The organism is Bradyrhizobium sp. BRP22 (genome assembly GCF_020194175.1).
GTDB lineage: Bacteria > Pseudomonadota > Alphaproteobacteria > Rhizobiales > Xanthobacteraceae > Bradyrhizobium.
Genome location: NZ_JADYVX010000021.1, coordinates 77,747 through 98,827, shown reverse-complemented (window position 1 = coordinate 98,827; position 21,081 = coordinate 77,747). Strand labels below are relative to the sequence as shown.

General features: G+C 64.7%; 22 protein-coding genes. 11 read left to right on the top strand and 11 right to left on the bottom strand.

All coding sequences use genetic code 11. From position 1 onward, the window contains the following. The first annotated feature begins 460 nt into the window (after positions 1–460). Positions 461–802, top strand: coding sequence for a DUF1236 domain-containing protein (locus tag I6F35_RS24325; RefSeq protein WP_225120184.1), 342 nt, complete (start codon positions 461–463; stop codon positions 800–802). A gap of 270 nt (positions 803–1,072) precedes the next feature. Here I6F35_RS24325 and groL read toward each other — a convergent pair whose 3' ends face one another. Together groL and I6F35_RS24315 are read right to left on the bottom strand one after the other, a co-directional pair. Next, positions 1,073–2,701 (bottom strand): chaperonin GroEL, encoded by a 1,629-nt coding sequence (gene groL, locus I6F35_RS24320; RefSeq protein WP_225120183.1) that lies wholly within the window; start codon positions 2,699–2,701, stop codon positions 1,073–1,075. A 176-nt stretch (positions 2,702–2,877) separates the two neighbouring features. Continuing rightward, a complete protein-coding gene (locus I6F35_RS24315; protein WP_130582605.1) occupies positions 2,878–3,174 on the bottom strand; it encodes a co-chaperone GroES in 297 nt (98 codons plus the stop codon). Between the two features lie 348 nt (positions 3,175–3,522). On the opposite strand from I6F35_RS24315, the gene I6F35_RS24310 reads away from it, so the two are divergent. Then, entirely contained in the window at positions 3,523–4,038 is a 516-nt protein-coding gene (locus tag I6F35_RS24310; RefSeq protein WP_225120182.1) for a hypothetical protein, read from the top strand. A 197-nt stretch (positions 4,039–4,235) separates the two neighbouring features. Here the strand turns inward: I6F35_RS24310 and I6F35_RS24305 are convergent, their stop codons facing one another. Beyond that, the gene (locus I6F35_RS24305) at positions 4,236–5,024 is read right to left on the bottom strand and encodes a protein phosphatase CheZ (RefSeq protein ID WP_225120181.1); all 789 of its coding nucleotides are present in this window, start codon (positions 5,022–5,024) and stop codon (positions 4,236–4,238) included. Between the two features lie 304 nt (positions 5,025–5,328). Between I6F35_RS24305 and I6F35_RS24300 the strand changes: the two genes are divergently transcribed. Continuing rightward, positions 5,329–6,120, top strand: a complete 792-nt coding sequence (locus I6F35_RS24300; protein ID WP_225120180.1) for a L,D-transpeptidase — start codon at positions 5,329–5,331, stop codon at positions 6,118–6,120. Positions 6,121–6,225: 105 nt separating this feature from the next. Here the strand turns inward: I6F35_RS24300 and I6F35_RS24295 are convergent, their stop codons facing one another. The 6 genes from I6F35_RS24295 to I6F35_RS24270 form a co-directional block, all read right to left on the bottom strand. Continuing rightward, a complete protein-coding gene (locus tag I6F35_RS24295) occupies positions 6,226–7,041 on the bottom strand; it encodes a DUF2076 domain-containing protein (protein ID WP_225120179.1) in 816 nt (271 codons plus the stop codon). Positions 7,042–7,182: 141 nt separating this feature from the next. Continuing rightward, on the bottom strand, positions 7,183–8,028 hold the full coding sequence (locus I6F35_RS24290; RefSeq protein WP_225120178.1) for a ChbG/HpnK family deacetylase: 846 nt from the start codon (positions 8,026–8,028) through the stop codon (positions 7,183–7,185). Next, on the bottom strand, positions 8,025–9,071 hold the full coding sequence (locus tag I6F35_RS24285) for a glycosyltransferase family 2 protein (RefSeq protein ID WP_225120177.1): 1,047 nt from the start codon (positions 9,069–9,071) through the stop codon (positions 8,025–8,027). The genes I6F35_RS24290 and I6F35_RS24285 overlap by 4 nt, the downstream gene beginning before the upstream one ends. A 74-nt stretch (positions 9,072–9,145) precedes the next feature. Further along, entirely contained in the window at positions 9,146–10,123 is a 978-nt protein-coding gene (gene hisG / locus I6F35_RS24280) for an ATP phosphoribosyltransferase (protein ID WP_225120176.1), read from the bottom strand. Then, positions 10,120–11,283: an ATP phosphoribosyltransferase regulatory subunit gene (locus tag I6F35_RS24275; protein WP_225120175.1), complete on the bottom strand. Its 1,164-nt coding sequence runs from the start codon at positions 11,281–11,283 to the stop codon at positions 10,120–10,122. The genes hisG and I6F35_RS24275 overlap by 4 nt, the downstream gene beginning before the upstream one ends. 231 nt (positions 11,284–11,514) lie before the next feature. Continuing rightward, complete coding sequence (locus I6F35_RS24270; protein WP_225120174.1) at positions 11,515–12,282, bottom strand: 16S rRNA (uracil(1498)-N(3))-methyltransferase; 768 nt, start codon at positions 12,280–12,282, stop codon at positions 11,515–11,517. Between the two features lie 244 nt (positions 12,283–12,526). Between I6F35_RS24270 and I6F35_RS24265 the strand changes: the two genes are divergently transcribed. Both I6F35_RS24265 and ubiA read left to right on the top strand, forming a co-directional pair. Then, positions 12,527–13,198 (top strand): hypothetical protein, encoded by a 672-nt coding sequence (locus I6F35_RS24265; protein WP_225120173.1) that lies wholly within the window; start codon positions 12,527–12,529, stop codon positions 13,196–13,198. Next, a complete protein-coding gene (gene ubiA / locus I6F35_RS24260; RefSeq protein ID WP_225120172.1) occupies positions 13,195–14,130 on the top strand; it encodes a 4-hydroxybenzoate octaprenyltransferase in 936 nt (311 codons plus the stop codon). Before I6F35_RS24265 ends, ubiA begins: the two co-directional genes overlap by 4 nt. 47 nt (positions 14,131–14,177) lie before the next feature. On the opposite strand, the gene I6F35_RS24255 is transcribed toward ubiA, so the two are convergent. Beyond that, positions 14,178–14,702 carry a DUF6101 family protein gene (locus I6F35_RS24255; protein WP_225120171.1) on the bottom strand — a complete coding sequence of 175 codons (525 nt, stop codon included), beginning with the start codon at positions 14,700–14,702 and terminating at the stop codon, positions 14,178–14,180. A gap of 241 nt (positions 14,703–14,943) precedes the next feature. On the opposite strand from I6F35_RS24255, the gene I6F35_RS24250 reads away from it, so the two are divergent. From I6F35_RS24250 to lpxK, 6 genes are read left to right on the top strand one after another with little or no spacing between them, the layout of a single operon-like run. Continuing rightward, the gene (locus tag I6F35_RS24250; RefSeq protein ID WP_225120229.1) at positions 14,944–16,335 is read left to right on the top strand and encodes a TldD/PmbA family protein; all 1,392 of its coding nucleotides are present in this window, start codon (positions 14,944–14,946) and stop codon (positions 16,333–16,335) included. After that, entirely contained in the window at positions 16,322–17,131 is an 810-nt protein-coding gene (locus tag I6F35_RS24245; protein WP_225120170.1) for a 3'(2'),5'-bisphosphate nucleotidase CysQ, read from the top strand. Before I6F35_RS24250 ends, I6F35_RS24245 begins: the two co-directional genes overlap by 14 nt. Before the next feature lie 53 nt (positions 17,132–17,184). Continuing rightward, on the top strand, positions 17,185–17,472 hold the full coding sequence (locus I6F35_RS24240; protein WP_225120169.1) for a DUF4170 domain-containing protein: 288 nt from the start codon (positions 17,185–17,187) through the stop codon (positions 17,470–17,472). Continuing rightward, positions 17,469–18,182 (top strand): lysophospholipid acyltransferase family protein, encoded by a 714-nt coding sequence (locus tag I6F35_RS24235; RefSeq protein ID WP_225120168.1) that lies wholly within the window; start codon positions 17,469–17,471, stop codon positions 18,180–18,182. Before I6F35_RS24240 ends, I6F35_RS24235 begins: the two co-directional genes overlap by 4 nt. Further along, positions 18,145–19,479: a 3-deoxy-D-manno-octulosonic acid transferase gene (locus I6F35_RS24230; protein ID WP_225120167.1), complete on the top strand. Its 1,335-nt coding sequence runs from the start codon at positions 18,145–18,147 to the stop codon at positions 19,477–19,479. Before I6F35_RS24235 ends, I6F35_RS24230 begins: the two co-directional genes overlap by 38 nt. Then, on the top strand, positions 19,472–20,503 hold the full coding sequence (gene lpxK, locus I6F35_RS24225; protein ID WP_225120166.1) for a tetraacyldisaccharide 4'-kinase: 1,032 nt from the start codon (positions 19,472–19,474) through the stop codon (positions 20,501–20,503). Before I6F35_RS24230 ends, lpxK begins: the two co-directional genes overlap by 8 nt. 204 nt (positions 20,504–20,707) lie before the next feature. Here the strand turns inward: lpxK and I6F35_RS24220 are convergent, their stop codons facing one another. Continuing rightward, the gene (locus I6F35_RS24220) at positions 20,708–20,932 is read right to left on the bottom strand and encodes a DUF2093 domain-containing protein (protein ID WP_225120165.1); all 225 of its coding nucleotides are present in this window, start codon (positions 20,930–20,932) and stop codon (positions 20,708–20,710) included. Positions 20,933–21,081 lie beyond the last annotated feature (149 nt).

Here is a 21,081-nt window from a genome sequence, read left to right as displayed (position 1 = left end):
GCGACATTGCTCGCGCGATAGCGACGGGCAGCGCGCGCGTCCCGCAATGGTTGGGTTCATTGAATTCCGCAGCACGGCTGCAGTTCCCTCGGCGGCGCTGGGTCCTGGCTTCCGGCACTATGGCGTCGGCGCTTGAGTTTGATGTTGCGCGGCGTCACACTGGCCCATCAGGGCATGCGGCAAGTGCACTACTTTTCAGCGGGAAAATCTAGCAAGAGCTCCGCAGAGCAACCTTGAGATTCCACATCATCCGCCGATGGCAAGCAGAACAACGCGACGATCAGCAAGGCCATGGAAACGAGCCGGAAACTTGTTTCCACTTCCCCTTTTCAATCCGCCAGCCGTTTTCCATCGGCGGTATGACAACGGGATAGAACGGCAATTCGTTCCGTAGCGTTCGGAACTTGTGCGAGTGCATGAAGTTCTTTGAGCGCCGCATGTCGCGGCGAGGAGAATCCAGATGAGGAAGATGCTTTTGCTTTCCGCGGCTGTCGCTCTGATGTCGAGCGGAGCGTTCGCGCAGAGCACCGTCACGACGACGACCGGGACCGCAAGTACCACGGTTCAGATCGAGCCGGAGTACCGCACCAGGATCAAGACCTACGTCACCGAGCATAGGGTTCGTCCTGTGACGACCAAGGAAAAGATCGTCGTCGGCGCGACGGTACCGCGTGATGTCGAGCTCGAGGCGGTGCCGTCCGATTGGGGGCCGTCGCTCACGAAGTATCGTTATGTCTATTCCGGCGACCGCGTGATGCTGGTGGATCCCGGCACGCGCACTGTGGTTCAGGAAATTGATTGACGTAAGAGGGAGGCCGCCGCCGGCGGCTTCCCTGTTCTCGCCGTGAGGAGAAAGAAAAAAATGGAATCGCATTTTGAGGCCCGCATCGTCGGCCTCAGCCTGGCAATGGTCTACGCCGCTTGCCTGCTGCTCGCCGCCATCAGCCTGACCTGACAAGGGAGTACTCGGCGACTATTCGGTTCTGATCTAATCAGAACTCAGTACCTCCAGTCCGGATGCGAAAAGGCCGCCCGAAGGCGGCCCTTTGACTCGATCGCGAGGGTATCGGGCTCAGAAACCCATGCCGCCGCCTCCGGGCGGCATCGCCGGTGCCGGCTCCTTCGGCAGTTCGGCCACCATGGCTTCCGTCGTCACCAGCAGGCCTGCCACCGAAGAGGCGTCCTGCAGCGCGGTGCGCACGACCTTGGCGGGGTCGATGATGCCCTTCTCGACCAGGTCGACATATTCCTCGGTCTGGGCGTCGAAGCCGAAGGTCTCCGACTTGTTCTCGAGGATCTTGCCGACCACGATCGAGCCTTCGACGCCGGCGTTTTCCGAGATCTGGCGCACCGGGGCCTCGAGGGCCTTCAGCACGATGTTGATGCCGGCCTGGACGTCGGAATTGTCGTTGGAGAGACGTCCGACCGCCTTCTTGGCGCGCAGCAGCGCCACGCCGCCGCCGGGCACGATGCCTTCCTGCACCGCGGCGCGGGTCGCGTTCAGCGCGTCCTCGACGCGGTCCTTCTTCTCCTTGACCTCGACCTCGGTGGCGCCGCCGACGCGGATCACCGCGACGCCGCCGGCCAGCTTGGCCAGCCGCTCCTGCAGCTTCTCGCGGTCGTAGTCGGAGGTGGTCTCCTCGATCTGCGCCTTGATCTGGGTGACGCGGGCATCGATCTCGGCCTTCTTGCCGGCGCCGCTGACGATCGTGGTGTTCTCCTTGTCGATCACGACCTTGCGGGCGCGGCCGAGCATCTTGATCGTGACGTTCTCGAGCTTGATGCCGAGCTCTTCGGAGATCAACTGACCGCCGGTCAGGACCGCGATATCCTCCAGCATCGCCTTGCGGCGGTCGCCGAAGCCGGGCGCCTTGACGGCGGCGACCTTGAGCCCGCCGCGCAGGCGGTTGACCACCAGCGTCGCCAGCGCCTCGCCCTCGACGTCTTCGGCGATGATGAGCAGCGGCCGGCCGGACTGCACGACGGCTTCCAGCACCGGCAGCATCGCCTGCAGGCCCGAGAGCTTCTTTTCATGCAGGAGGATGTAGGCGTCCTCGAGCTCGGCCGTCATCTTCTCGGCGTTGGTAATGAAATAAGGCGAGAGATAGCCGCGGTCGAACTTCATGCCTTCGACGATGTCGACCTCGGTCTCCAGCGACTTGTTCTCCTCGACCGTGATCACGCCCTCATTGCCGACCTTCTGCATGGCCTGGGCGATCATCTTGCCGATCGCGGTGTCGCCATTGGCCGAGATGGTGCCGACCTGGGCGACTTCGGAGGAGGCGGCGACCGGCTTGGCGCGCTTCTCGAGATCCTTGACCACGGCGTGCACTGCGATGTCGATGCCGCGCTTCAGGTCCATCGGGTTCATGCCGGCGGCAACCGCCTTGCCGCCCTCGCGCACGATCGCCTGCGCCAGCACGGTCGCGGTGGTGGTGCCGTCGCCCGCGGTGTCGTTGGTCTTGGAGGCGACCTCACGCAGCATCTGCGCGCCCATGTTCTCGAACTTGTCCTCGAGCTCGATCTCCTTGGCGACGGTAACGCCGTCCTTGGTGATGCGCGGGGCACCGAAACTCTTTTCGATGACGACGTTGCGGCCCTTCGGGCCGAGCGTGACCTTCACCGCGTTGGCAAGGACATCGACGCCGCGCAGCATGCGTTCGCGGGCTTCTCCAGAAAATTTAACGTCTTTGGCAGCCATATCTTGCTCCTGGAATGATTGAGGGCGCTGGGCGGCATTCTTTTGTCGTCATTGCCGGACCCTGTCCCCGACCTGATCGGGAATGAGCCGGCAATCGATCTTGAAGTGCGATGGATACCCGGGCCCGCGCCCGGGCATGACGTGTGTGGATGTTGCAGCCGTTTCGATAGATTACGTCAGGTCAGAACGCCCATGATGTCGGACTCCTTCATGATCAGGAGTTCCTCGCCATCGAGCTTGACCTCGGTGCCCGACCACTTGCCGAACAGCACGCGGTCGCCGACCTTGACATCGATCGGGATCAGCTTGCCGGTCTCGTCGCGGCCGCCCGGCCCGACGGCGGTGACTTCGCCCTGCGAGGGCTTTTCCTTGGCGGTGTCCGGGATGATGATGCCGCCCTTGGACTTCTCTTCGGCTTCGATGCGCTTGACCACGACGCGGTCATGCAGCGGGCGGAATTTGGATTTAGCCATGACGTTTCCTCTTGGAGGCTCGGTTTCAGGTCTCGTTCATCGGGGCCGGGATTGAATGCCGGCCGGTCGACGGCTTGCGGGCAGGACAGTCCGGCGCCTTAGCAATCGTCGCGCCAGAGTGCTAATTTGTGGGCCGGGAAATATGGCTTGGCGCCTTTCCTGTCAAGCAAAGTGGTTAAGGCCTTGGTGAGGCCAATATAGGATGCTGCAAGCAAACCAAATCAGAACCCAGTCGGAGTTTTCACGTCATCGTTTCGACGTCATTGCTCTGCCTTACCTTTTACGCTTGGTTGCAGGACGGGTGCGACCCAAGGATATGCAGCCCAAGGATATTTCGGGGGAACACGGATGATCGGATCAGGTGTTGCGCGCGCGGTTGCGCAATTTGCGACCGTCTCGGCGCTGACGCTTCTGTTGGGAGCGTGCAGCAGCGTCAACCTGCCGTCGCTATCGTCCAATCCCGGGCCCGCGCCCGAGCCGGAGGCGGCGCCGGAAATGCGCGCCACCATCCGTTCGGACGAGATCGTCGGCCGCTGGGGCCTGGCCTCCTACCAGAATCCCGCGGATCGCGCCCGCACCGAGAAGATGGCGCGCGATCAGTGCAGGCAGCCTTACGTAATCGGCGCCGGCCAGACCGGAGGCGTGGTCATGCATCTCGCCGACCAGGCCACTCCGCAGGAACTGCGCCTGAAAGGCTCTCCGAGCGGCAAGAACTATATCGGCCCGCCCGGTCCGGCTGGCACCGAGCAGGACCGGGAGATCGTCTCCTTCGACGGCCGCGTCATGATCACCCGCTTCGTCGACAAGGACGCCGCCGTCCGCTACGGCAACATGGTCTATGTCCGCTGCGCCCCACGGGCGTGAGGGCTGGCGCTTTGTCCGTCATGCCCCCGCGCAGGCGGGGCATCCAGTAACCGCCGCCGTCTGTGCTTGAGCAGAGACGCCGCTGCTTACTGGATCGTCCGCCTTCGCGGACGATGACAGCGGAGGGGGCCCGCCGCGCATAAAACAAAAAACGCCGGCATCGCGCCGGCGTTTTTGCTGTGTCCGTCGAACTGCGCTCAGTCGAACATCGCGTCGATATCGTCCTGCGAGGCGTGGCCCACGTCGCCGTCGAGCCTTGGGCCGTTGAGCAGGCGGGCGTCGCCCTCGCGGGTGTCGATGATCGGCGGCGCGTGCGCCTTGATGGCGTCGACACCGCCCCAGATATCCATCATCGCATTGATGTGCTGCTCGATGAACTTCATCGTGTTCATCACCTTGTTGATGCGCTGACCTGTGAGGTCCTGGAAGTTGCAGGCCTCGAAGATCGACACCACGCGCTCCTGGATATCCTCGGTGAGCAGCTTCTGCTGTTCGGGCGAGGCGACCTTGGTCAGCGCGGTGGCGGCTTGGTCGATCGCCTCGGTCGCCTCGAGGATCTGCTGGGTGGCTTGTTCGGTGCCGCCGACGACGGCGCCGAGCTCGCCGTTCACCTTGGCCATCTCCTGGCCGTCAAAGCTCTTGCCGTGCAACACCGCGATCTCGCGCTTGGTGCGGTTGATGGCGTCGTGGATCAGGTCGAGCTCGACCTTCAGCTTCTCGCATTGCTCGATCTGCGCGCGATAGGTGTCGAGCAGCGCGTGCGCTTCGGCGACCTCGCGCGCCACCGCCGCCTCGGTGGCTTCGGTTGCGGCCGGACGCTGGGCGTGGCCGCCGAGTGCCATCTGCGCGCGGATGGAGCGAAGCTCCGCCATGATCTCCCGATGCATTGGACCGATTTCGCCGCCCTCCACCACAACTGGTGCCGGCATTGGCATGTCGCCCATAATGGCTTGTTCAACACGAAAACGCTTACGATTAACCGACATGAGACTATTCCCGCCCCTTCACTCCTGCTGTTCTACGCAGAAGCGATTTAATAGGGAGTTCACATAGGAACATTTTGCCGCGCACGTTTCGCGCCGCGCCGCATACCAGCGATTAACCATGTACGTCCGGCATTTAAGCAAAATAAACGCTAAGTTTGAAATCCACGCCCGATTGCCGACGTGGTGAATCCAAACGCTCGCTACGTTTACCAAACCGATGCGGTTTTGATTTTGATTGGCGGCATGCCGCGGGCGTGCACGCCGAGAGCGGCTGACGATTGACGAAACAGTACAGAGTACGTCGATGAAGAAAACATTCTTTGCGCTTATTGCCGGCGCGTCATCCCTGCTTGCCGCTCCACATCAGGCCTTTGCGATTGACGGCGCGCCGCTCGCCGAGCCGACCGTGATCTACTCCTATCAGTCGCCGCCTCAGCCGGTGCGTAGGGCGTCCAACCTCGGCGGCGGCTTCATCGAATTCCTGTTCGGCGACGGCCCCGACCAGGGCTCCGCGCAATCCTACGAGCGGCAGCCGATGTATCAGCAGCAGCCCGGCTATTATGGTGAACGGCGCATGATGCTGCCGCCAATGGATCCACAACAGCCGATGATGCGCCAGGAGCAGGCGGCCGATCCCGCGCAGCGGCCGTTCGATCCGAAATATGAGAAGCAGCTTGTCGATTACACCGGCAAGGAAAGCCCGGGCACGATCGTCGTCGATACCCCCAACAAATTCCTCTATCTCGTGCAGGCCGACGGCAGGGCGCTGCGCTACGGCATCGGCGTCGGCCGTCCCGGCTTCACCTGGTCGGGCGTCAAGACGATCTCCGCCAAGCGCGAATGGCCGGACTGGACGCCGCCGCCGGAAATGCTGGCACGCCGCCCCGATTTGCCCAGGCACATGGTTGGCGGACCGGAAAATCCGCTCGGCGCGCGCGCGATGTATCTCGGCTCCTCGCTTTATCGCATCCACGGCTCGAACGAGCCCTGGACCATCGGCACCAACGTCTCCTCCGGCTGCATCCGCATGCGCAACGAGGACGTCATCGACCTCTATGGCCGCGTCAATGTCGGCACCAGGGTCGTGGTGATCTGATGACATGACGCTGTCGGGGTTATGGGTCCCGGCCTTCGCCGGGACGACGAAAAGAAACGGCCGCTTGAATCGGGCGGCCGTTCTGCTTTTCACCTGCGCTGCGGCTTACGCGTAGTCGCTGCCGCCGTCGTCGCCGCCGTCATCGAACCCATCGTCGTCGTCATCGGGACCGTAGCCATCGTCGTTATTGTTGTTGTTCGATGCCTGGTCGAAGAAGCCGGCGCGTGAGTCGTTGTCGCGGCCGCCTGAGCCGATGTCGCCAAGTCCGGCGTCGCGCGCGAGGTCGCCGCCGGACTGGTCATTCCCCCACGGCTTGTCGTCGCCGGCATTGCCTGAATCCGCGAACGCCTGGTGACCGCCACTGCCACCCATCAGGCCGCGGATGCTGTTCATCAGCAGTGAGCCGCCGACCACGCCGGCGGCCGCCGCCGCGGCGGTGCCGAGGAATGAGCCGCCGCCACCGCCGAACGGACCCGCCTGCGGCGCGCCATAAGGCTGCGGCTGCTGGCCGTAAGGCGGCTGGCCATACGGTCCAGGACCCTGCGCCTGCTGCATCGCCTGGCCGCTATTCCAGACCGGACGGCCGCCACCTTCCGGCGGACGCACCGGCGGAACCGAGCCGCGCGACTGATTCTGATTCTGGCCGAAGATCGCATCACGCATCGAATCGAGGAAGCCGCCGCCTTGGCCCTGCTGCGGGCCGCCGCCGAGCTCCGCTTCCAATTGCTGGATGTGGTCGTTGGCGCGCCTCAGCGCCTCGTCCTGCACCAGCGCGGTCTGCACCAGCGCATAGGCGGCGTTGGGCGCCTTGCGCAGCCCTTCCGAGATGGCAGCCAGGGCCTCGGGATCACGCGGGGCGTTCTCCAGCTTGGCGAGCCGGTCGAAGAGATCGTCGATCAATTGGCGTTCTTGCGGGGTCATGGCCTTCTCCATCGCGTCGATTGCATCGAAGCGCCGAACATGTAGGGCTGTCTTTGTGGCGCAAGGAGTGGCGCAGCGAATTAAATTTCAGTATGCGACAAAACGACCAACAGATTCTGCTGCGGATTTTCGCGCACGGCTTCAGGCAAGTGTAACATTGTTCGCCACGAGCATTTGCGCGAATCGATCGCTGCCAAGAAACGCATGCTCCTTTTCGCGCTGGGTCGTCAGCGGATCGAGCTCTTTGAGCGTCTCATCGACAAAACCGGGATGGCACATCACGAGCCCGCCGTCGGGCAGTCCGTCGAGAAACTGCTGCATCAATGGGCCGAAGTCGGGCGATTTCGAAAAATCGTAGGCGCCGGCAAAAGCGGGATTGAAGGGAATGCCGGCGCGCAATGCGCGTTTCCTGAACTGCGCACTCAGCATATCCAGCACCAGCGCTTTCGGCGCGCGCAAGCGTTGCGGGAGAGGCTGGTTGCGTCCGCCCTGTCGCACCCAGGCTTCGGGCGCAGCTTCCTTCACGGCACGTAAGAAGGCGTCGCGCACCTGCGGAAACAATTGCACATGCTGATGGCCGTCAACAAAGTCGGGCGCGCAGCCGAACATGTCCTTGAACGTCGCCAGTTGCTCCACGAGTTCGGCGTGGATCATCTCGCGATCGAGCCGCCTGAGCATGCCGGCGCGCAACATCCTTGGGAATGGCAGGAACAGCCCGCCATTGACGGGCCGGAAATGCATGGTCAGCGGACGGAACGGCGCGCTCAGCGTCGCATGCAGCCCGACCGCGCAACGCGGGCTTTCGGCGGCAACGCGCTTCAGCGCCGCCACCTCGTCGCGGCCGATGGCTGCGCCGACCATCATCACCGAAGTGGCGTTGAGACGGCCGCGCGCGATCAGCTCGCGTATGCCGCGGTTGACGCCCTCGCTCAATCCGTAATCGTCGGCGCAGAGCCAGATCCGGCGCGGCTGCGCGGCGTCGTTCATTCGGCCGCGGTCCGTTCGCCGCTTGCGGCAGTCGCATCGGGGCCGGCGCGCTTCTCGCTATGCTCGGCAACGAAATAGATCGGCCGCGCCTTCAGCTCTGACAGGATCTTGCCGATATATTCGCCGACGATGCCGATCATGATGAGCTGCACGCCGCCGATCGTCATCAGCCCGATCACCAGCGAGGGATAGCCGGGCACCTGCTTGCCGGTCGTGAAGACCTCCCACAGGATCGAAAGCCCGAACAGGAACGCCGCGGTCGCGAGCAGCACGCCGAGCAGGCTCGCAAAGCGCAGCGGCGCCACCGAGAACGACGTCAATCCCTCGATCGACAGGCCGATCAGCCGCGTCGCACTGAACGTGGTGACGCCATGCGCGCGCGGCGCCGGCTCATAGTCGACCCTGATCTGGCGGAAGCCGATCCAGCTTGCCAATCCCTTGAAGAAGCGGTTGCGCTCCGGCAATTGCCGCAGCGCCGCCACCGCACGCGGCGACAACAGGCGGAAGTCACCGGCATCTTCGGGGATCTTCTGCCGCGCGCCCCAGTTGATCAGCGCGTAGAAGCCGTGCACCGCGACCCTGCGCAGGAACGGTTCGTTGTCGCGATGCGCCTTCGCGGTATAGACGACGTCGTAGCCGTCATCGATCCAGTGCGAGACCAGTTTCTCGACCAGGCTGGGCGGGTGCTGGCCGTCGCCATCCATGAACAGCACGGCGCCGCGCCGGGCGTGATCAAGGCCAGCCATCAGCGCGGCCTCCTTGCCGAAATTGCGCGACAGCGACACCACCTGGACATCGAGCGTGTCGGGGATAAGCGAACGCGCGATCGACAGCGTGCTGTCCTTGCTGCCGTCGTCGACATAGACGACCTCGCACGAGAGCCCGTAGCGATCCCTCAAGGTCCGCGCCAGGCCAATCAGCCGCTCATGCAGCAGCGCGAGCCCGGCGGCCTCGTTATAAACGGGAACGACGATCGACAGCCCTCGCGCCGCAGCATTCACCGCGGTGGTGGTCAGGCCGGAAACGTCAGAGCCCAGCGTCATCGATCAGGTTCCAGATTGTCAAAAATATATGGTACCGCCCGGTAGCTGTCGCCACGATGAACAAGCGTGCGACCTCATTGCCGCAGGAACGCCTCGAGCCTGGCGAATAGCGGGTTCTCGCGGTCGAAGACGTAGTCGAGCGAGACCACCGACACCGTATCGGCGCCATGCTCGCGCAGGAAACTGCCGAGCGCATAGAGCTGCGCCGGTGGGCAGTGCAGCGTCAGCATGCCCGACGAGGTCGGCCCGCCGAACGGCGCGACCACGCCGAAGCGGTTATGGGCTTCCGCGAGCAATGCTGCATCGCATCCTTTGAAGCGGGTGCGGACCTCGCGATATTTATTCGCCCGAGCGCGCGCGGCGATGTGATCCAGGATGACGCGCGCGGCTTCGCGGGCCTCGGTGGACCAGTCGGCGTCCTTCGAGGCGACGAGGTTGGCCTGGCTGCGCAGGATCACGCCGTCGTCGAGCACTTTCAGTCCGTTGGCGGCGAGCGTTGCGCCGGTCGTGGTGATGTCGACGATCAGTTCCGCCGTGCCGACCGCGGGCGCGCCCTCGGTCGCGCCGGCGCTCTCGACGATGCGATAGTCGAGGATGCCGCGGGAAGCGAAGAAGGTCCGCGTCAGGTTGATATACTTGGTTGCGATCCGCATGCGCCGGTGATGCTGCTCGCGGAAGCCGGTGGTGACGTCGTCGAGATCCGCCATGGTGCGCACATCGATCCAGGCCTGCGGCACCGCGACCACCACATTGGCATAGCCGAAACCGAGACCGTCGATCAGGTGCACGCGCTTGTCGGCATCCGCGATGCTCTCGCGCACGAGGTCCTCGCCGGTGACGCCGAGATGCACCATGCCGCGCGCGAGCTGCGAGGCGATCTCGCTCGCCGAGAGATAGGCGATCTCGACATTGTCCAGCCCCGCGATGGTGCCGCGATAATCGCGGGCGCCGCCGGGCTTGGACAGGGTCAATCCGGCGCGGGCGAAGAACGCCTCGGCGTTTTCCTGCAAACGTCCCTTCGAGGGGACCGCGAGAACAAAGGGCGCGCTCATGCCTTGCCTCCGTGGAGAGGCTTGCCGAGCTGCGTCAGCGTCTCAATCCAGACCGAGAAGCCGACCGCGGGGATCGGCTGCGCCGAGCCGAGCTGCGTCATCAGGCCGTCATAGCGGCCGCCGGCGACCAGCGGTTCGGCGCCGTTGCCCCTGGCGTGCAGTTCGAACTCGAAGCCGGTATAGTAATCGAGCCCGCGCCCGAACGAAGTCGAGAAGCGCGTCCGGCTCGTATCGATGCCGCGCGCGGCCATGAAGCCGACGCGGCGTTCGAACTCGTCGATCGCGTCCGAGAGGTCGAGCTTGGCGTCTTCAGCCAGCGTGCGCAGTTGTGAGACGGCGTCATCAGGCTCGCCCGAGATCGACAGGAAGCGCTTGATGGTCGCGATCGCGTCGCGCGGCAGCGCGCCGGCCTTCAGGGTCGATTGTTCGAGGAAGCGGTCGGCGATCTCGGCGACGGTGCGGCCGCCGACATTGGTGGTGCCGGCGATCGACATCAGGTCGGTGACAAGCGCCAGCGCCGCCTTGCGGTCGGAGCCGGCGAGTGCGGCGAGCACGCCCTGATATTCGTTGCGACCGGAGCCGCCGGCGAGCGTCAGCCGCTCGATGTCCTCGGTGAGGCTGACCTTGCGGTTGAAATCCTTGATCAGGCGCCGCCGCCACACCGGATAAAGCTCCAGCGCCTCGATCAACGCATTGAACAGGGCGACGTCGCCGGTGCGGATCTCGACGTCGGTCAGTCCGAACGCTGCCGTCGCCTCCAGTGCCAGCGCCAGCATCTCGGCATCCGCCGCGGCGCGGTCCTGCCGGCCGAACGATTCGATCCCGGCCTGCAGGAACTCGCTGGGCTGGCTCCCGCGATAACGGAATACCGCGCCGAGATAGCTGAAGCCGGCCGGCTTTCCGGCCTCTGGCGAGGCGAGATAGTCGCGTGCCACCGGGATCGTCAGGTCGGGGCGCAGGCACAGTTCCTCGCCGCTCGCGTCGGTGGTGAGGTAAAGGCTTTTGCGGATGCCCTCGCCGGAGAGGTCGAGGAACGGCTCGGCCGGCTGCAGGATTGCGGGCTCGGCCCTGACGTAACCGGCCTGCGCAAACGACAACAGCAGTGCATCCGCCCATGCGGCGGAGGAGGCGGCACCGCGTGCGGTGGCGGTCACGGTCATCTCGACGTCCAAATTGCCCGAAAACGGGTTCCCGAAGCGGCTCAAGGGTTTGCGGGCGTGCCCTTAGCACGGCAAAAGCGCTGTTTCGACCGCCATCGGCCAAATCGCTTAATGGTCGGTGCCTTACCGATTTAAGCCGGCATTGCCTAGTCCTGGCGAGGGCTTGTAGCCCGGCTGGAGCGGAACGCGAAAGCCGGGATATCTGCCTCAGCGGTTACCGGGCGTCCCGGGTTACGCTGGCGCTCCACCACCCGGGCTTCGGCGCCAGTCCCCGAGTGCTGCCTGGACCAGGGCCAGCGCTGCGACCCCGGCGGTGTCCGCCCGCAGGATCCGCGGTCCCAGCGCCAGCCGGAGGATTTTGGGTTGGCGCAACAGCAGCGTGCGCTCCTCCTCGGAGAATCCGCCCTCCGGGCCGATCAGCACGTCGATGCCGCCGGTGGCGGCTCCCTGCTGCAGCGCCTGAAGGGGATCGCCAAGGTCGGCGGCCTCGTCGCAGAACACCAGGAGCCGGTCACCGGCGCGCCCAGGGAGGAAGCGCTCGAGCGGGACCGGATCGGCCACCTCGGCCAAAGCGGTGATCCCGCATTGTTCGGCTGCCTCGATCACGTTGGCGCGCATCCGCTCGCCGTTCACCCGCGAAACCTGGGTGAAGCGGGTCAGGACCGGCTGCAGGCGCGAGGCGCCCATCTCGACCGCCTTCTGCACCATGTAGTCGAGCCGGGCATGTTTCAGCGGCGCGAAGACATAGGCGATGTCGGGCAGGCGGTCCTGCGGCCGGGTCGGGCGCTGGATGGTCAGTGTGTCCACCCGCTTGCGGCCAGCGAGTTCAGCCTGCCATTCGCCATCGCGGCCGTTGAATACCAGTATGGTGTCACCCGCCTTCAGCCGTAACACGTTACCGAGGTAGTTGCTCTGGTCGCGGCCCAGCGTGACGATTTCGCCCGTTTGCAGGGGGGCGTCGACGAACAGGCGAGGGGCGCGAAAGTCGTAGTCCGGCATCTGTTCATGTTCCATCGGGGCATGATTGCGGAAAAGGTGGAGACCTGTTTTCCGAACAGATCATGCCCAAGAGTCCGCGCTTTTAGCCTAAAGCGCTAGAATCCGTAGCCTATTTTTGATCGATGGCGCGGCGTGACGCCGCGCTGTTGCCCCAATCCACGGGTTGTTAAGGATCGGCTGGAATCGTAAAAAGCCGCATGGAAATTGTGCTTCGATTTGAAGCCGGCTGCCGGAGACATACCCCTTGATGACCCGCCTGATGGTGTCGCTGACGGTTGCCGCCGTGGTGCTCCACGCCGGCCAGGCTTTTGCGCAGGGCGCGTTTCCCGCGCCGCTGCCCGGTCAGCAGGCCGCAACGCCTGCGAACGCCTCGCCTTTCCCGCCGGTGAACGGCGCGGCTCCGTCCGCGTCGATCGGCGCGCCTTCGGCCTTCCCCAGCCAAGGTGCGACGCCGCTCGCGGGCGGTGGCGGTGGATTCGCACCACCGGCGCCCCCGAGCGCGGGCGCGGGCCCGTCAGATGCCTGCATGAAGGGTTTCATCCCCTTGCGCGAGGAGACCGAGCGGCGCGGCAAGCTGATCAAGATCGCCGGTGAGAAGAAGGCTGGACCGGACGAAGCCTGCAAGCTGATCGGTAATTACAGCCAGGCCGAGTTGAAGATGATGAAGTACGTCAAGGACAACTCGGCGAAATGCGGAATTCCGCCGCAGATCCTCGAGCAGCTCCAGAACGGCCACAAGAACACCGAGGCGATGCAGAGGAAGGTCTGCGCCGTGGCGCAGCAGATGCAGAACCGCCCCCCGGCCGGCCCGACCTTGAGCGAAGTACTGGGATCCGCCTCCGCGCCCGAAGCGGTGCCGACCCGCAAGGGCGGCAGCACCTTTGATACGCTGAACGGCAACGTGCTGTCGCGATGAGCGACGTCACCGCCCGTGTTGCCGATGCGACCGGCAACTGGGTCGACACCCGCGCGCCGTCCTGGTCGCGGCCTTACCTGCGTCTCTCCCGTTTCGACCGGCCGATCGGCTCGTGGCTATTGTTGATGCCGTGCTGGTGGTCGGCGGCGCTCGCTGCCGGCGTCGCCCACGACCTCCGCCAGCTTCCGCTGGTCATCATCCTGTTCTTCATCGGCGCCTTCGTGATGCGCGGTGCGGGCTGCACCTGGAACGACATCACTGATCGCAATCTCGATGCGAAAGTGGAGCGGACGCGGTCGCGGCCGATCCCGGCGGGTCAGGTGAGCGTGACGCAGGCGCTGGTCTTTCTGGTCGCGCAGGCACTGATCGGCCTCGTGGTGCTGCTGCAGTTCAATCGCTTCGCGGTGGCGACCGGCATCGCCTCGCTCATCATCGTCGTGATCTACCCGTTCATGAAGCGCATCACCTGGTGGCCGCAGGTGGTGCTCGGGCTTGCCTTCTCCTGGGGCGCCCTGATGGGATTTGCTGTCATCCTCGAGCGCATCGATCTGACCGCGCTAGCGCTCTATGCCGGCTCGATCTCCTGGGTGATCGGCTACGACACCATCTATGCGCATCAGGACGCCGAAGACGACGCGCTGATCGGCATCAAGTCGACCGCACGCCTGTTCGGCGCAGCTACGCACAAGGCGCTCGTGCTGTTCTATTCGCTCGCGGTGGTCCTGATCGGCGTGGCGCTCGTGCTCGCAGGTGCGCATTGGTTCGCCTGGATCGGCCTCGCCGCCTTCGCGTTGCATCTCGCGATCCAGATAAGGCGGCTCGACATCAGGGATCCCGCGCTGTGCCTGCGCATCTTCAAGTCCAACCGCGACGCCGGCCTCATCCTGTTCGCCGGCCTGCTGATTGATGCCGTGATGCGCATGAATTTGTAGGATGGGTTTCGCTTCGCTCCACCATCCTACAAGCTACAGATTCACGCTTAATCCTGCGCGATGATCTCGCGCTCGCCGCGATGGACGTTCGGCGCATCGAGCGGACGGCCGGCGCGGCGGCGCACCAGGAAACGCGGTCGGCGCTTCTGGATGACGTTGCGGCGGCGGCGCCTTGCCGCGGGCTCGCGCGGTGCTTGCTCGCTTAGTTGCGGCAGGCGGAGCACATCGCTCCACGTCTGCCAGGCACTTTCGATCTCGTCGCGGTCGGAACTGACGCCAAGCGGAATCGAAAGCGACGGATCGCGGTGGACGAGCGTCAGCATCTGCTCGCCGCCAAAGTCGCACAGCGCGACGCCGATGAAGTCGCTGACGCGAACATTGACCGCCATCCGCATGCCCTTGACGGCACGGCGCAGCACGACGCGTTCGTGATGAAGTTCAACCTGCCGCACGCCGCCGTCTGCGCGGACGTCCTGCGCAGGGAAGCTGAGCGGAAGAGAAAGCGGGTCGAGCCGCTGCACACGGCCCGACCCGGCGGGGTTCAGCCCGCCTGTTGCTGTTTGACGCCTCACGGCTTTATCTCCCCGCCGGGATTATGTTCCCGGTCGATGCGAAGACCTTAGCGCAGCCGTTTCCGGATCAGCTTAAAAAGCCTGGTTAAAGAGAGGTCAAAGGCGCTCATGCTTGACAAGACCTTGCCGGGCTCAAGCAATTCTTCTTCATCGCGCGGCAAAATGCTTGAAATCGCTGCAAATCCGGCACATCTGGTGGGTTTGGCGCTCCGCGTTCCATCACCCCTTCAATGTCGGGAATTTGTTCGTGAACCCTTCATCATCGCTTGCCGAAAAATCCGCGACCGATCTGTTCGATCAGTCGGCCTTGAGTGAATTGGCGCAGCGTCTCGTCGAGGCAGCCAGGCGCGCCGGGGCGGATGCGGCGGACGCGGTCGCGGTGCGCGGCGTTTCGCAAAGCGTCGAGGTGCGCGACGGGCGGGTCGAGGAGTCCGAGCGCTCCGAAGGCGACGATGTCGGTCTGCGTGTGCTGGTCGGTCAGCGCCAGGCGGTGGTCTCGACCAATGATGTCTCCGGCGACGGGGTTGCCAAGCTTGCCGAGCGCGCGGTCGCAATGGCGCGCGTCGCGCCTGATGATAAATATGTCGGGTTCGCTGATCCCGCGCTGCTCGCGCGCGACTTCCCCGATCTCGACCTGCTCGACCGCAACGTGCCCTCGACCGCGGAACTCGAACGCCGCGCCACCGAGGCGGAAGCGGCGGCGCTGGCGGTCAAGGGCGTGACGAAATCCGGCGGCGCGTCGGCGTCCTCCGGCATCGGCGGCATGGTGCTCGTGACCTCGACCGGCTTCCATGGCTCCTACCTGCGCTCGAGCCAGGGCATCTCGATGACCGCGATCTCGGGCGAGGGCACGAGCATGGAGCGCGACTACGATTTCACCAGCGCGTTGCATGCATCCGATCTCGCGTCGCCTGCAAGCGTCGGCCGCAAGGCGGCCGAGCGCGCGGTGGCGCGCACCAATCCGCGCAAGGTCGAGACCTGCAAGGTGCCCGTCGTCTACGACCCGCGCGTCTCGAACTCGCTGGTCGGCCATCTCGTCGGCGCCATCAATGGTGCATCGATCGCGCGCAAGACCAGTTTCCTGAAGGACCGTCTCGGCCAGCAATTGTTCGCCAGCAACATCCGCATCATCGACGATCCCTTGCGCGTGCGCGGCCTGCGCTCGCAGACCTTCGACGCCGAGGGCGTCAAGGTGAAGAAGATGGCCCTCGTCGATAACGGAGTGCTCACCACCTGGCTGCTCGATTGCGCGACCGCGCGTGAGCTCGGCATGGCAACGACCGGACATGCGCATCGCGGCGTCTCCTCGGTGCCGTCGCCCGGAGCCTACAATCTGCATCTCGAGCCCGGCACGGCGACGCCGAAGGAACTGATCGCCGATATCAAGCAGGGCTTTTACGTTACCGACCTGATCGGTTCCGGCGTCAACGGCGTGACCGGCGACTATAGCCGTGGCGCCTCGGGCTTCTGGATCGAGAATGGCGAGATCACCTATGCCGTCAGCGAAGTGACCATCGCAGGACATCTGCTGGCGATGTTCAAATCGCTGGTCGCCGCGAACGATCTCGAATTCCGCTACGGCGTGAACGCCCCGACCCTGCGCATCGAGGGACTGACGCTTGGCGGACGCTGACACGGACGACGCGATCCTGGCGCGCGACGCCGCCCTGCTGGCGGACACCGTGCGGGAGGCGGGCGCGCTGGCGCTCTCGCTGTTTCGCACAGATTTGAAGAACTGGATCAAGGGCGCCTCGTCGCCGGTGTCCGAGGCCGATATCGCGGTCAACGATCTGCTCGAGCGGCGTCTGCGTTCGGCAACGCCCGATTACGGCTGGCTGTCGGAAGAGAGCGCAGACGATAAGGCACGGCTTGGCAAGCGCCTGGTTTGGATCGTCGATCCCATCGACGGCACCCGTTCCTATCTCGCCGGGCGTGAGGACTGGTGCGTCAGCGTGGCGCTGGTCGAAAATGCCTCGCCCGTGCTGGCCGCGGTATTCGCGCCAGCAAGCGACGAATTCTTCTTCGCCGCGCGCAGGCAGGGCACCGCGCGCAATGGCATCACTGTGCGCGCGGCCGCGGGCACCGATCTCGATTTCTCCCGCGTGGCCGGCCCGAAGCCGCTGGTGCAGCGATTGAGCCCCACAGCGCATGAGATCACGCTGCACCCGCGAATCGGTTCGCTGGCGCTCAGACTATGCCGGGTCGCGCATGGCGCGCTCGATGCGGCCTTCGCCGGCGGTAATAGCCACGATTGGGACCTTGCGGCGGCCAATTTGATCGTGCAGGAAGCGGATGGTAGGATGACAGCGCTCTCGGGGGATGCGATTGCGTATAATCGCCGGGAGCTGGTGCATGGGGTGCTGGTGGCGGCGGGACATGATCGTCATGCACGTATTGTCGAGCATTTTCGCAACCGCCCGTTGCACTGATCGACTCGCGCCACAGGACTGGCCTGCCGGGCATCTCATCAGGAAAAACAATTATGTCAGATAGCGCCCAGCCGCAGCAATTATTGCATCTCGTCATCGGCGGCGAGCTGATCGATCTCCAGCACAACACCTTCAAGGATCTCGATCAGGTCGACATCGTCGGCGTATATCCGAATTACGCCAGCGCTCACGCGGCCTGGAAGGCGAAGGCGCAGCAGACCGTGGACAACGCCCACATGCGGTATTTCATCGTCCATCTCCATCGGCTGCTCGATCCGGGCCAAAGTCCAAGCCAGGGACAAAGCCACAATCCGGGCCCAGACACGAAGCCTTCCCGTTGAAACGACTGATTCGCGATTTTCTGCGCAGCGGCCTCGTGCAGCGTGCGCTAGGCCTGCTTGCGGCCGAATATCTGCGACTGGTCTGGCTGACCAACAAGTTCAGCTTTGAGCCGCCTGATGTCTATGAGCAGGTGGAACCGCAGATGCCCTGCATCTTCGTGTTCTGGCACGGCCAGCACCTGATGACCCCCTTCATCCGGATCAGGGGCAGCTACCGCGCCAAGGTCCTGATCTCCCGCCATCGCGACGGCGAGTTCAACGCGATTGCGGCCGAGCGGCTCGGCGTCGGCACCATCAGGGGGTCGGGCGACCATTCCGGCAGTTTCCACCGCAAGGGGGGCGTCGGCGCCTTCAAGGAGATGCTGCGGGCGCTGGAGGAGAACTGGAACGTCGCGACCACCGCCGACGTGCCCAAGCGCGCCCGGATCGCCGGCCTCGGCGCCATCATGCTGGCGCGCGAGTCGGGGCGGCCGATCATGCCGTTTGCCATGGTGACCAGCCGGTTCATCCGGTTGAAAAACTGGGATTCCACCACCATCAATTTGCCATTCGGAAGGGGCGCATTGGTGGGCATCGATTCCGTGAGCGTGCCGCCCGACGCCGACGCCGAGACCATGGAAACGCTGCGGCTCAGGGTGGAGACCTTGCTAAACGAAGCGACCCGAAAGGCCTATGCCGCCGTCGGGCGTCCGGAGGGAGCGCTTGGCTAAGTCGCTGCCGATGACGTTGCGGGTCTACCAAAGGCTATCGTCCGCGATGGTGCCGCTCGCGCCTGCCTTGATCCGGCGGCGGCTGAAGCTCGGCAAGGAGGATCCGGCCCGGGTCGGCGAACGGCGCGGCGTCAGCGCCGACGTGCGGCCGCCCGGGCCGCTGGTGTGGATCCACGGCGCCAGCGTCGGCGAGGTGCTGGCGGCGGCGGCGCTGATCGAGAAGCTGCGTGAGCTCAATTTGCGCATCCTGCTCACCTCCGGCACCGTCACCTCGGCGGCGATCGTCGCCAAGCGCTTTCCGCCCGACGTCATCCATCAATATGTGCCCTATGATTCGCCGCGCTATGTCGGGCGTTTCCTCGATCACTGGCGGCCGTCGCTGGCGCTGTTCATCGAGTCGGATCTGTGGCCGAACCTGATCCTGTCGAGCTCCGCGCGCCGCCTGCCGATGGTGCTGATCAACGGACGGATGTCGCAGCGCTCGTTTCCGCGCTGGCAGCGGATGTCTAACACGATCTCGGCCCTGCTCGACCGCTTCGATATCTGCCTGGCCCAGTCGCGAATGGACGCCGAACGCTTTGCCGCGCTCGGCAGCCGCAACGTCGTCATCACCGGCAATCTCAAGCTCGACGTCGCCGCGCCGCCGGCCGATCCCGCCAAGCTGGAGCGGCTGATGGCGGTGACGCGCGGCCGGCCGATCGTAGTCGCGGCCTCCACTCATCCCGGCGAGGAAGAGCAGCTTGTGGAAGCGCATCGCGCATTGGCCGGATTCTTCCCCTCGCTGCTCACCGTGATCGTGCCGCGCCACCCGGATCGCGGCGAGGCGGTTATGCGCGTCGTCGAGGCGTTCGGCCTGCACAGCGCGCTGCGATCGCGCGAGGAACTGCCGGTCGCGACCACCGACGTCTATGTCGCCGACACCATGGGCGAGCTCGGCCTGTTCTATCGGCTGGCGCCGATCGTGTTCATGGGCGGCTCGCTGGTTCCGCACGGCGGTCAGAACCCGATCGAAGCGGTGAAGCTCGGCGCTGCGATCGTGCACGGCCCGCACGTCTTCAACTTCACCGATGTCTATGAGGCGCTCGACCGTGCCGGCGGCGCGCGCCGCGCCGATACGCAGGAAGCATTGGTGAAACAGCTCGGCCAATTGCTGGCCGATGCCAAGGCGCGCGAAGCCTCGCTGGGAGCCGCCGAACATGTCGTGCAGCAGCTCGGCGGCGCGCTGGAGCGGACACTTGGGGCGCTCGAACCGTATCTGTTGCAGTTGCGGCTCGAGATGGGAGCCGCCAATGCGTGAGCCGGCCTTCTGGCACGGTCCGGCATCCCTGACTTCGTATCTGCTGCAACCGCTCGCCGTGCTCTATGGCGCTGTTGCCGCCAAGCGCATGCAGCGCAAAGGCATCAACGCCGGCATTCCCGTGTTCTGCGTCGGCAATTATCACACCGGCGGCGCCGGCAAGACGCCGACCGCGCTGGCGCTGGCAAAATTGCTCCGCGAGCTCGGCGAAGTGCCTGTTGTGCTCAGCCGCGGCTATGGCGGCCAATTGCGCGGGCCGGTGAAGGTCGATCCTTCCGGACATTCGGCCGCGGATATCGGCGATGAACCGCTGATGCTCGCCGAGCGGCTGCCGGTCGTGGTCGCGCGCGATCGCGCCGATGGCGTCGCGCTGGCGAAGTCGCAGGGCGCGAGCGTGCTGCTGATGGATGACGGCTTCCAGAATCCGGCGATCGTCAAGGACGCCTCGATCATCGTGATCGACAGCCATCGCGGCCTCGGCAATGGAAAAGTGTTTCCGGCCGGTCCGTTGCGCGCGCCGCTGGCGCCGCAGATCGCGCGCACCGATGCGCTCGTGGTGATCGGTGACGGCACTGCCGCAAAAATGGTGGCGACGGAGATTGCCATGCGCGGAAAGCCGGTGCTGACAGCGCGGCTGCAGCCGGACGATGCATCACTGGAGTCACTGCAGGGCAGGCGCGTGCTTGCCTTTGCCGGCATCGGCGATCCCGCGCGCTTTTTCAACACCCTCCGGAACAGCGGCGTTGACGTTGTCCGTGAGCGTGCCTTCCCCGATCACCACGCGTTCTCGAAGGCCGACATCGATGGCCTGCTGTCGGAGGCGAGACGTGACGGTCTGACATTGGTGACCACGGAAAAGGATCTGGCGCGGCTCAAGCAACGCGGCGAGTTGCCTGTCTGGGCGCAGGCGGTCGTGCCGTTCGCGGTGACGCTGGAGCTCGACGACCCGGCGGCACTGCGGACGTTCGTTTCAGACAGCCTGTTCAAGGCGCGCGAACGCAGTTTCCAGGAGACGAATTCGTAGCCGGGGTTACGCTTCACTCCACCGCGGGTTACCGAACGCAAGCGGCCACACGTGACGTCCTCACCTGAGGAGGCCGCGAAGCGGCCGTCTCGAACGATGGGCCCGGGGCCTCATGGTTCGAGACGCGCTACGCGCTCCTCACCATGAGGGTCTGGCGTCGTGCCCGCGGAGCAGCCCGTAACCTGGGTACGGAACGAATGCGCCCTATCCCTGTTTCAGCGCTGCGGGAAAGTGCCTCTGCAGAACGGCGCCCGGGGTCGCATAGGCTTCCTGCAGGTCGACGCTCCAATATTTCAGTTCGTCGAGCGGAATCCGTACGTCCGTGATGGCGCAGCGCACATAGGTTCCCGGCGAGACCACGCGGAAATCGCCATCCAGATATTGCACCTGCGCTTCGCCGTGGCCTGAGGGACCGAACTTGTTCAGCACTATAAACTCTCCGCCCGGCCTTGCCGCGAGGCCTCGTTGGGGTTGCGGTTCATACCTACCATAAATAGGCTTTAGTGTCCGCAGGTTAAACCACCGACTTGTGATGAATTGCGGCCAGACTGCATGCTAGTTTCGCAAGTCATGGTCCG

Coding starts and splice junctions, on each gene's coding strand:
- I6F35_RS24305 (WP_225120181.1), bottom strand. CDS start 5,024: ATGTCGGTTAATCGTAAGCGTTTTCGTGTTGAACAAGCCATTATGGGC.
- groL (WP_225120183.1), bottom strand. CDS start 2,701: ATGGCTGCCAAAGACGTTAAATTTTCTGGAGAAGCCCGCGAACGCATG.
- I6F35_RS24275 (WP_225120175.1), bottom strand. CDS start 11,283: ATGACCGTGACCGCCACCGCACGCGGTGCCGCCTCCTCCGCCGCATGG.
- I6F35_RS24290 (WP_225120178.1), bottom strand. CDS start 8,028: ATGAACGACGCCGCGCAGCCGCGCCGGATCTGGCTCTGCGCCGACGAT.
- ubiA (WP_225120172.1), top strand. CDS start 13,195: ATGAGCGACGTCACCGCCCGTGTTGCCGATGCGACCGGCAACTGGGTC.
- I6F35_RS24300 (WP_225120180.1), top strand. CDS start 5,329: ATGAAGAAAACATTCTTTGCGCTTATTGCCGGCGCGTCATCCCTGCTT.
- lpxK (WP_225120166.1), top strand. CDS start 19,472: ATGCGTGAGCCGGCCTTCTGGCACGGTCCGGCATCCCTGACTTCGTAT.
- hisG (WP_225120176.1), bottom strand. CDS start 10,123: ATGAGCGCGCCCTTTGTTCTCGCGGTCCCCTCGAAGGGACGTTTGCAG.
- I6F35_RS24310 (WP_225120182.1), top strand. CDS start 3,523: ATGATCGGATCAGGTGTTGCGCGCGCGGTTGCGCAATTTGCGACCGTC.
- I6F35_RS24240 (WP_225120169.1), top strand. CDS start 17,185: ATGTCAGATAGCGCCCAGCCGCAGCAATTATTGCATCTCGTCATCGGC.
- I6F35_RS24315 (WP_130582605.1), bottom strand. CDS start 3,174: ATGGCTAAATCCAAATTCCGCCCGCTGCATGACCGCGTCGTGGTCAAG.
- I6F35_RS24230 (WP_225120167.1), top strand. CDS start 18,145: ATGCCGCCGTCGGGCGTCCGGAGGGAGCGCTTGGCTAAGTCGCTGCCG.
- I6F35_RS24295 (WP_225120179.1), bottom strand. CDS start 7,041: ATGACCCCGCAAGAACGCCAATTGATCGACGATCTCTTCGACCGGCTC.
- I6F35_RS24285 (WP_225120177.1), bottom strand. CDS start 9,071: ATGACGCTGGGCTCTGACGTTTCCGGCCTGACCACCACCGCGGTGAAT.
- I6F35_RS24325 (WP_225120184.1), top strand. CDS start 461: ATGAGGAAGATGCTTTTGCTTTCCGCGGCTGTCGCTCTGATGTCGAGC.
- I6F35_RS24270 (WP_225120174.1), bottom strand. CDS start 12,282: ATGCCGGACTACGACTTTCGCGCCCCTCGCCTGTTCGTCGACGCCCCC.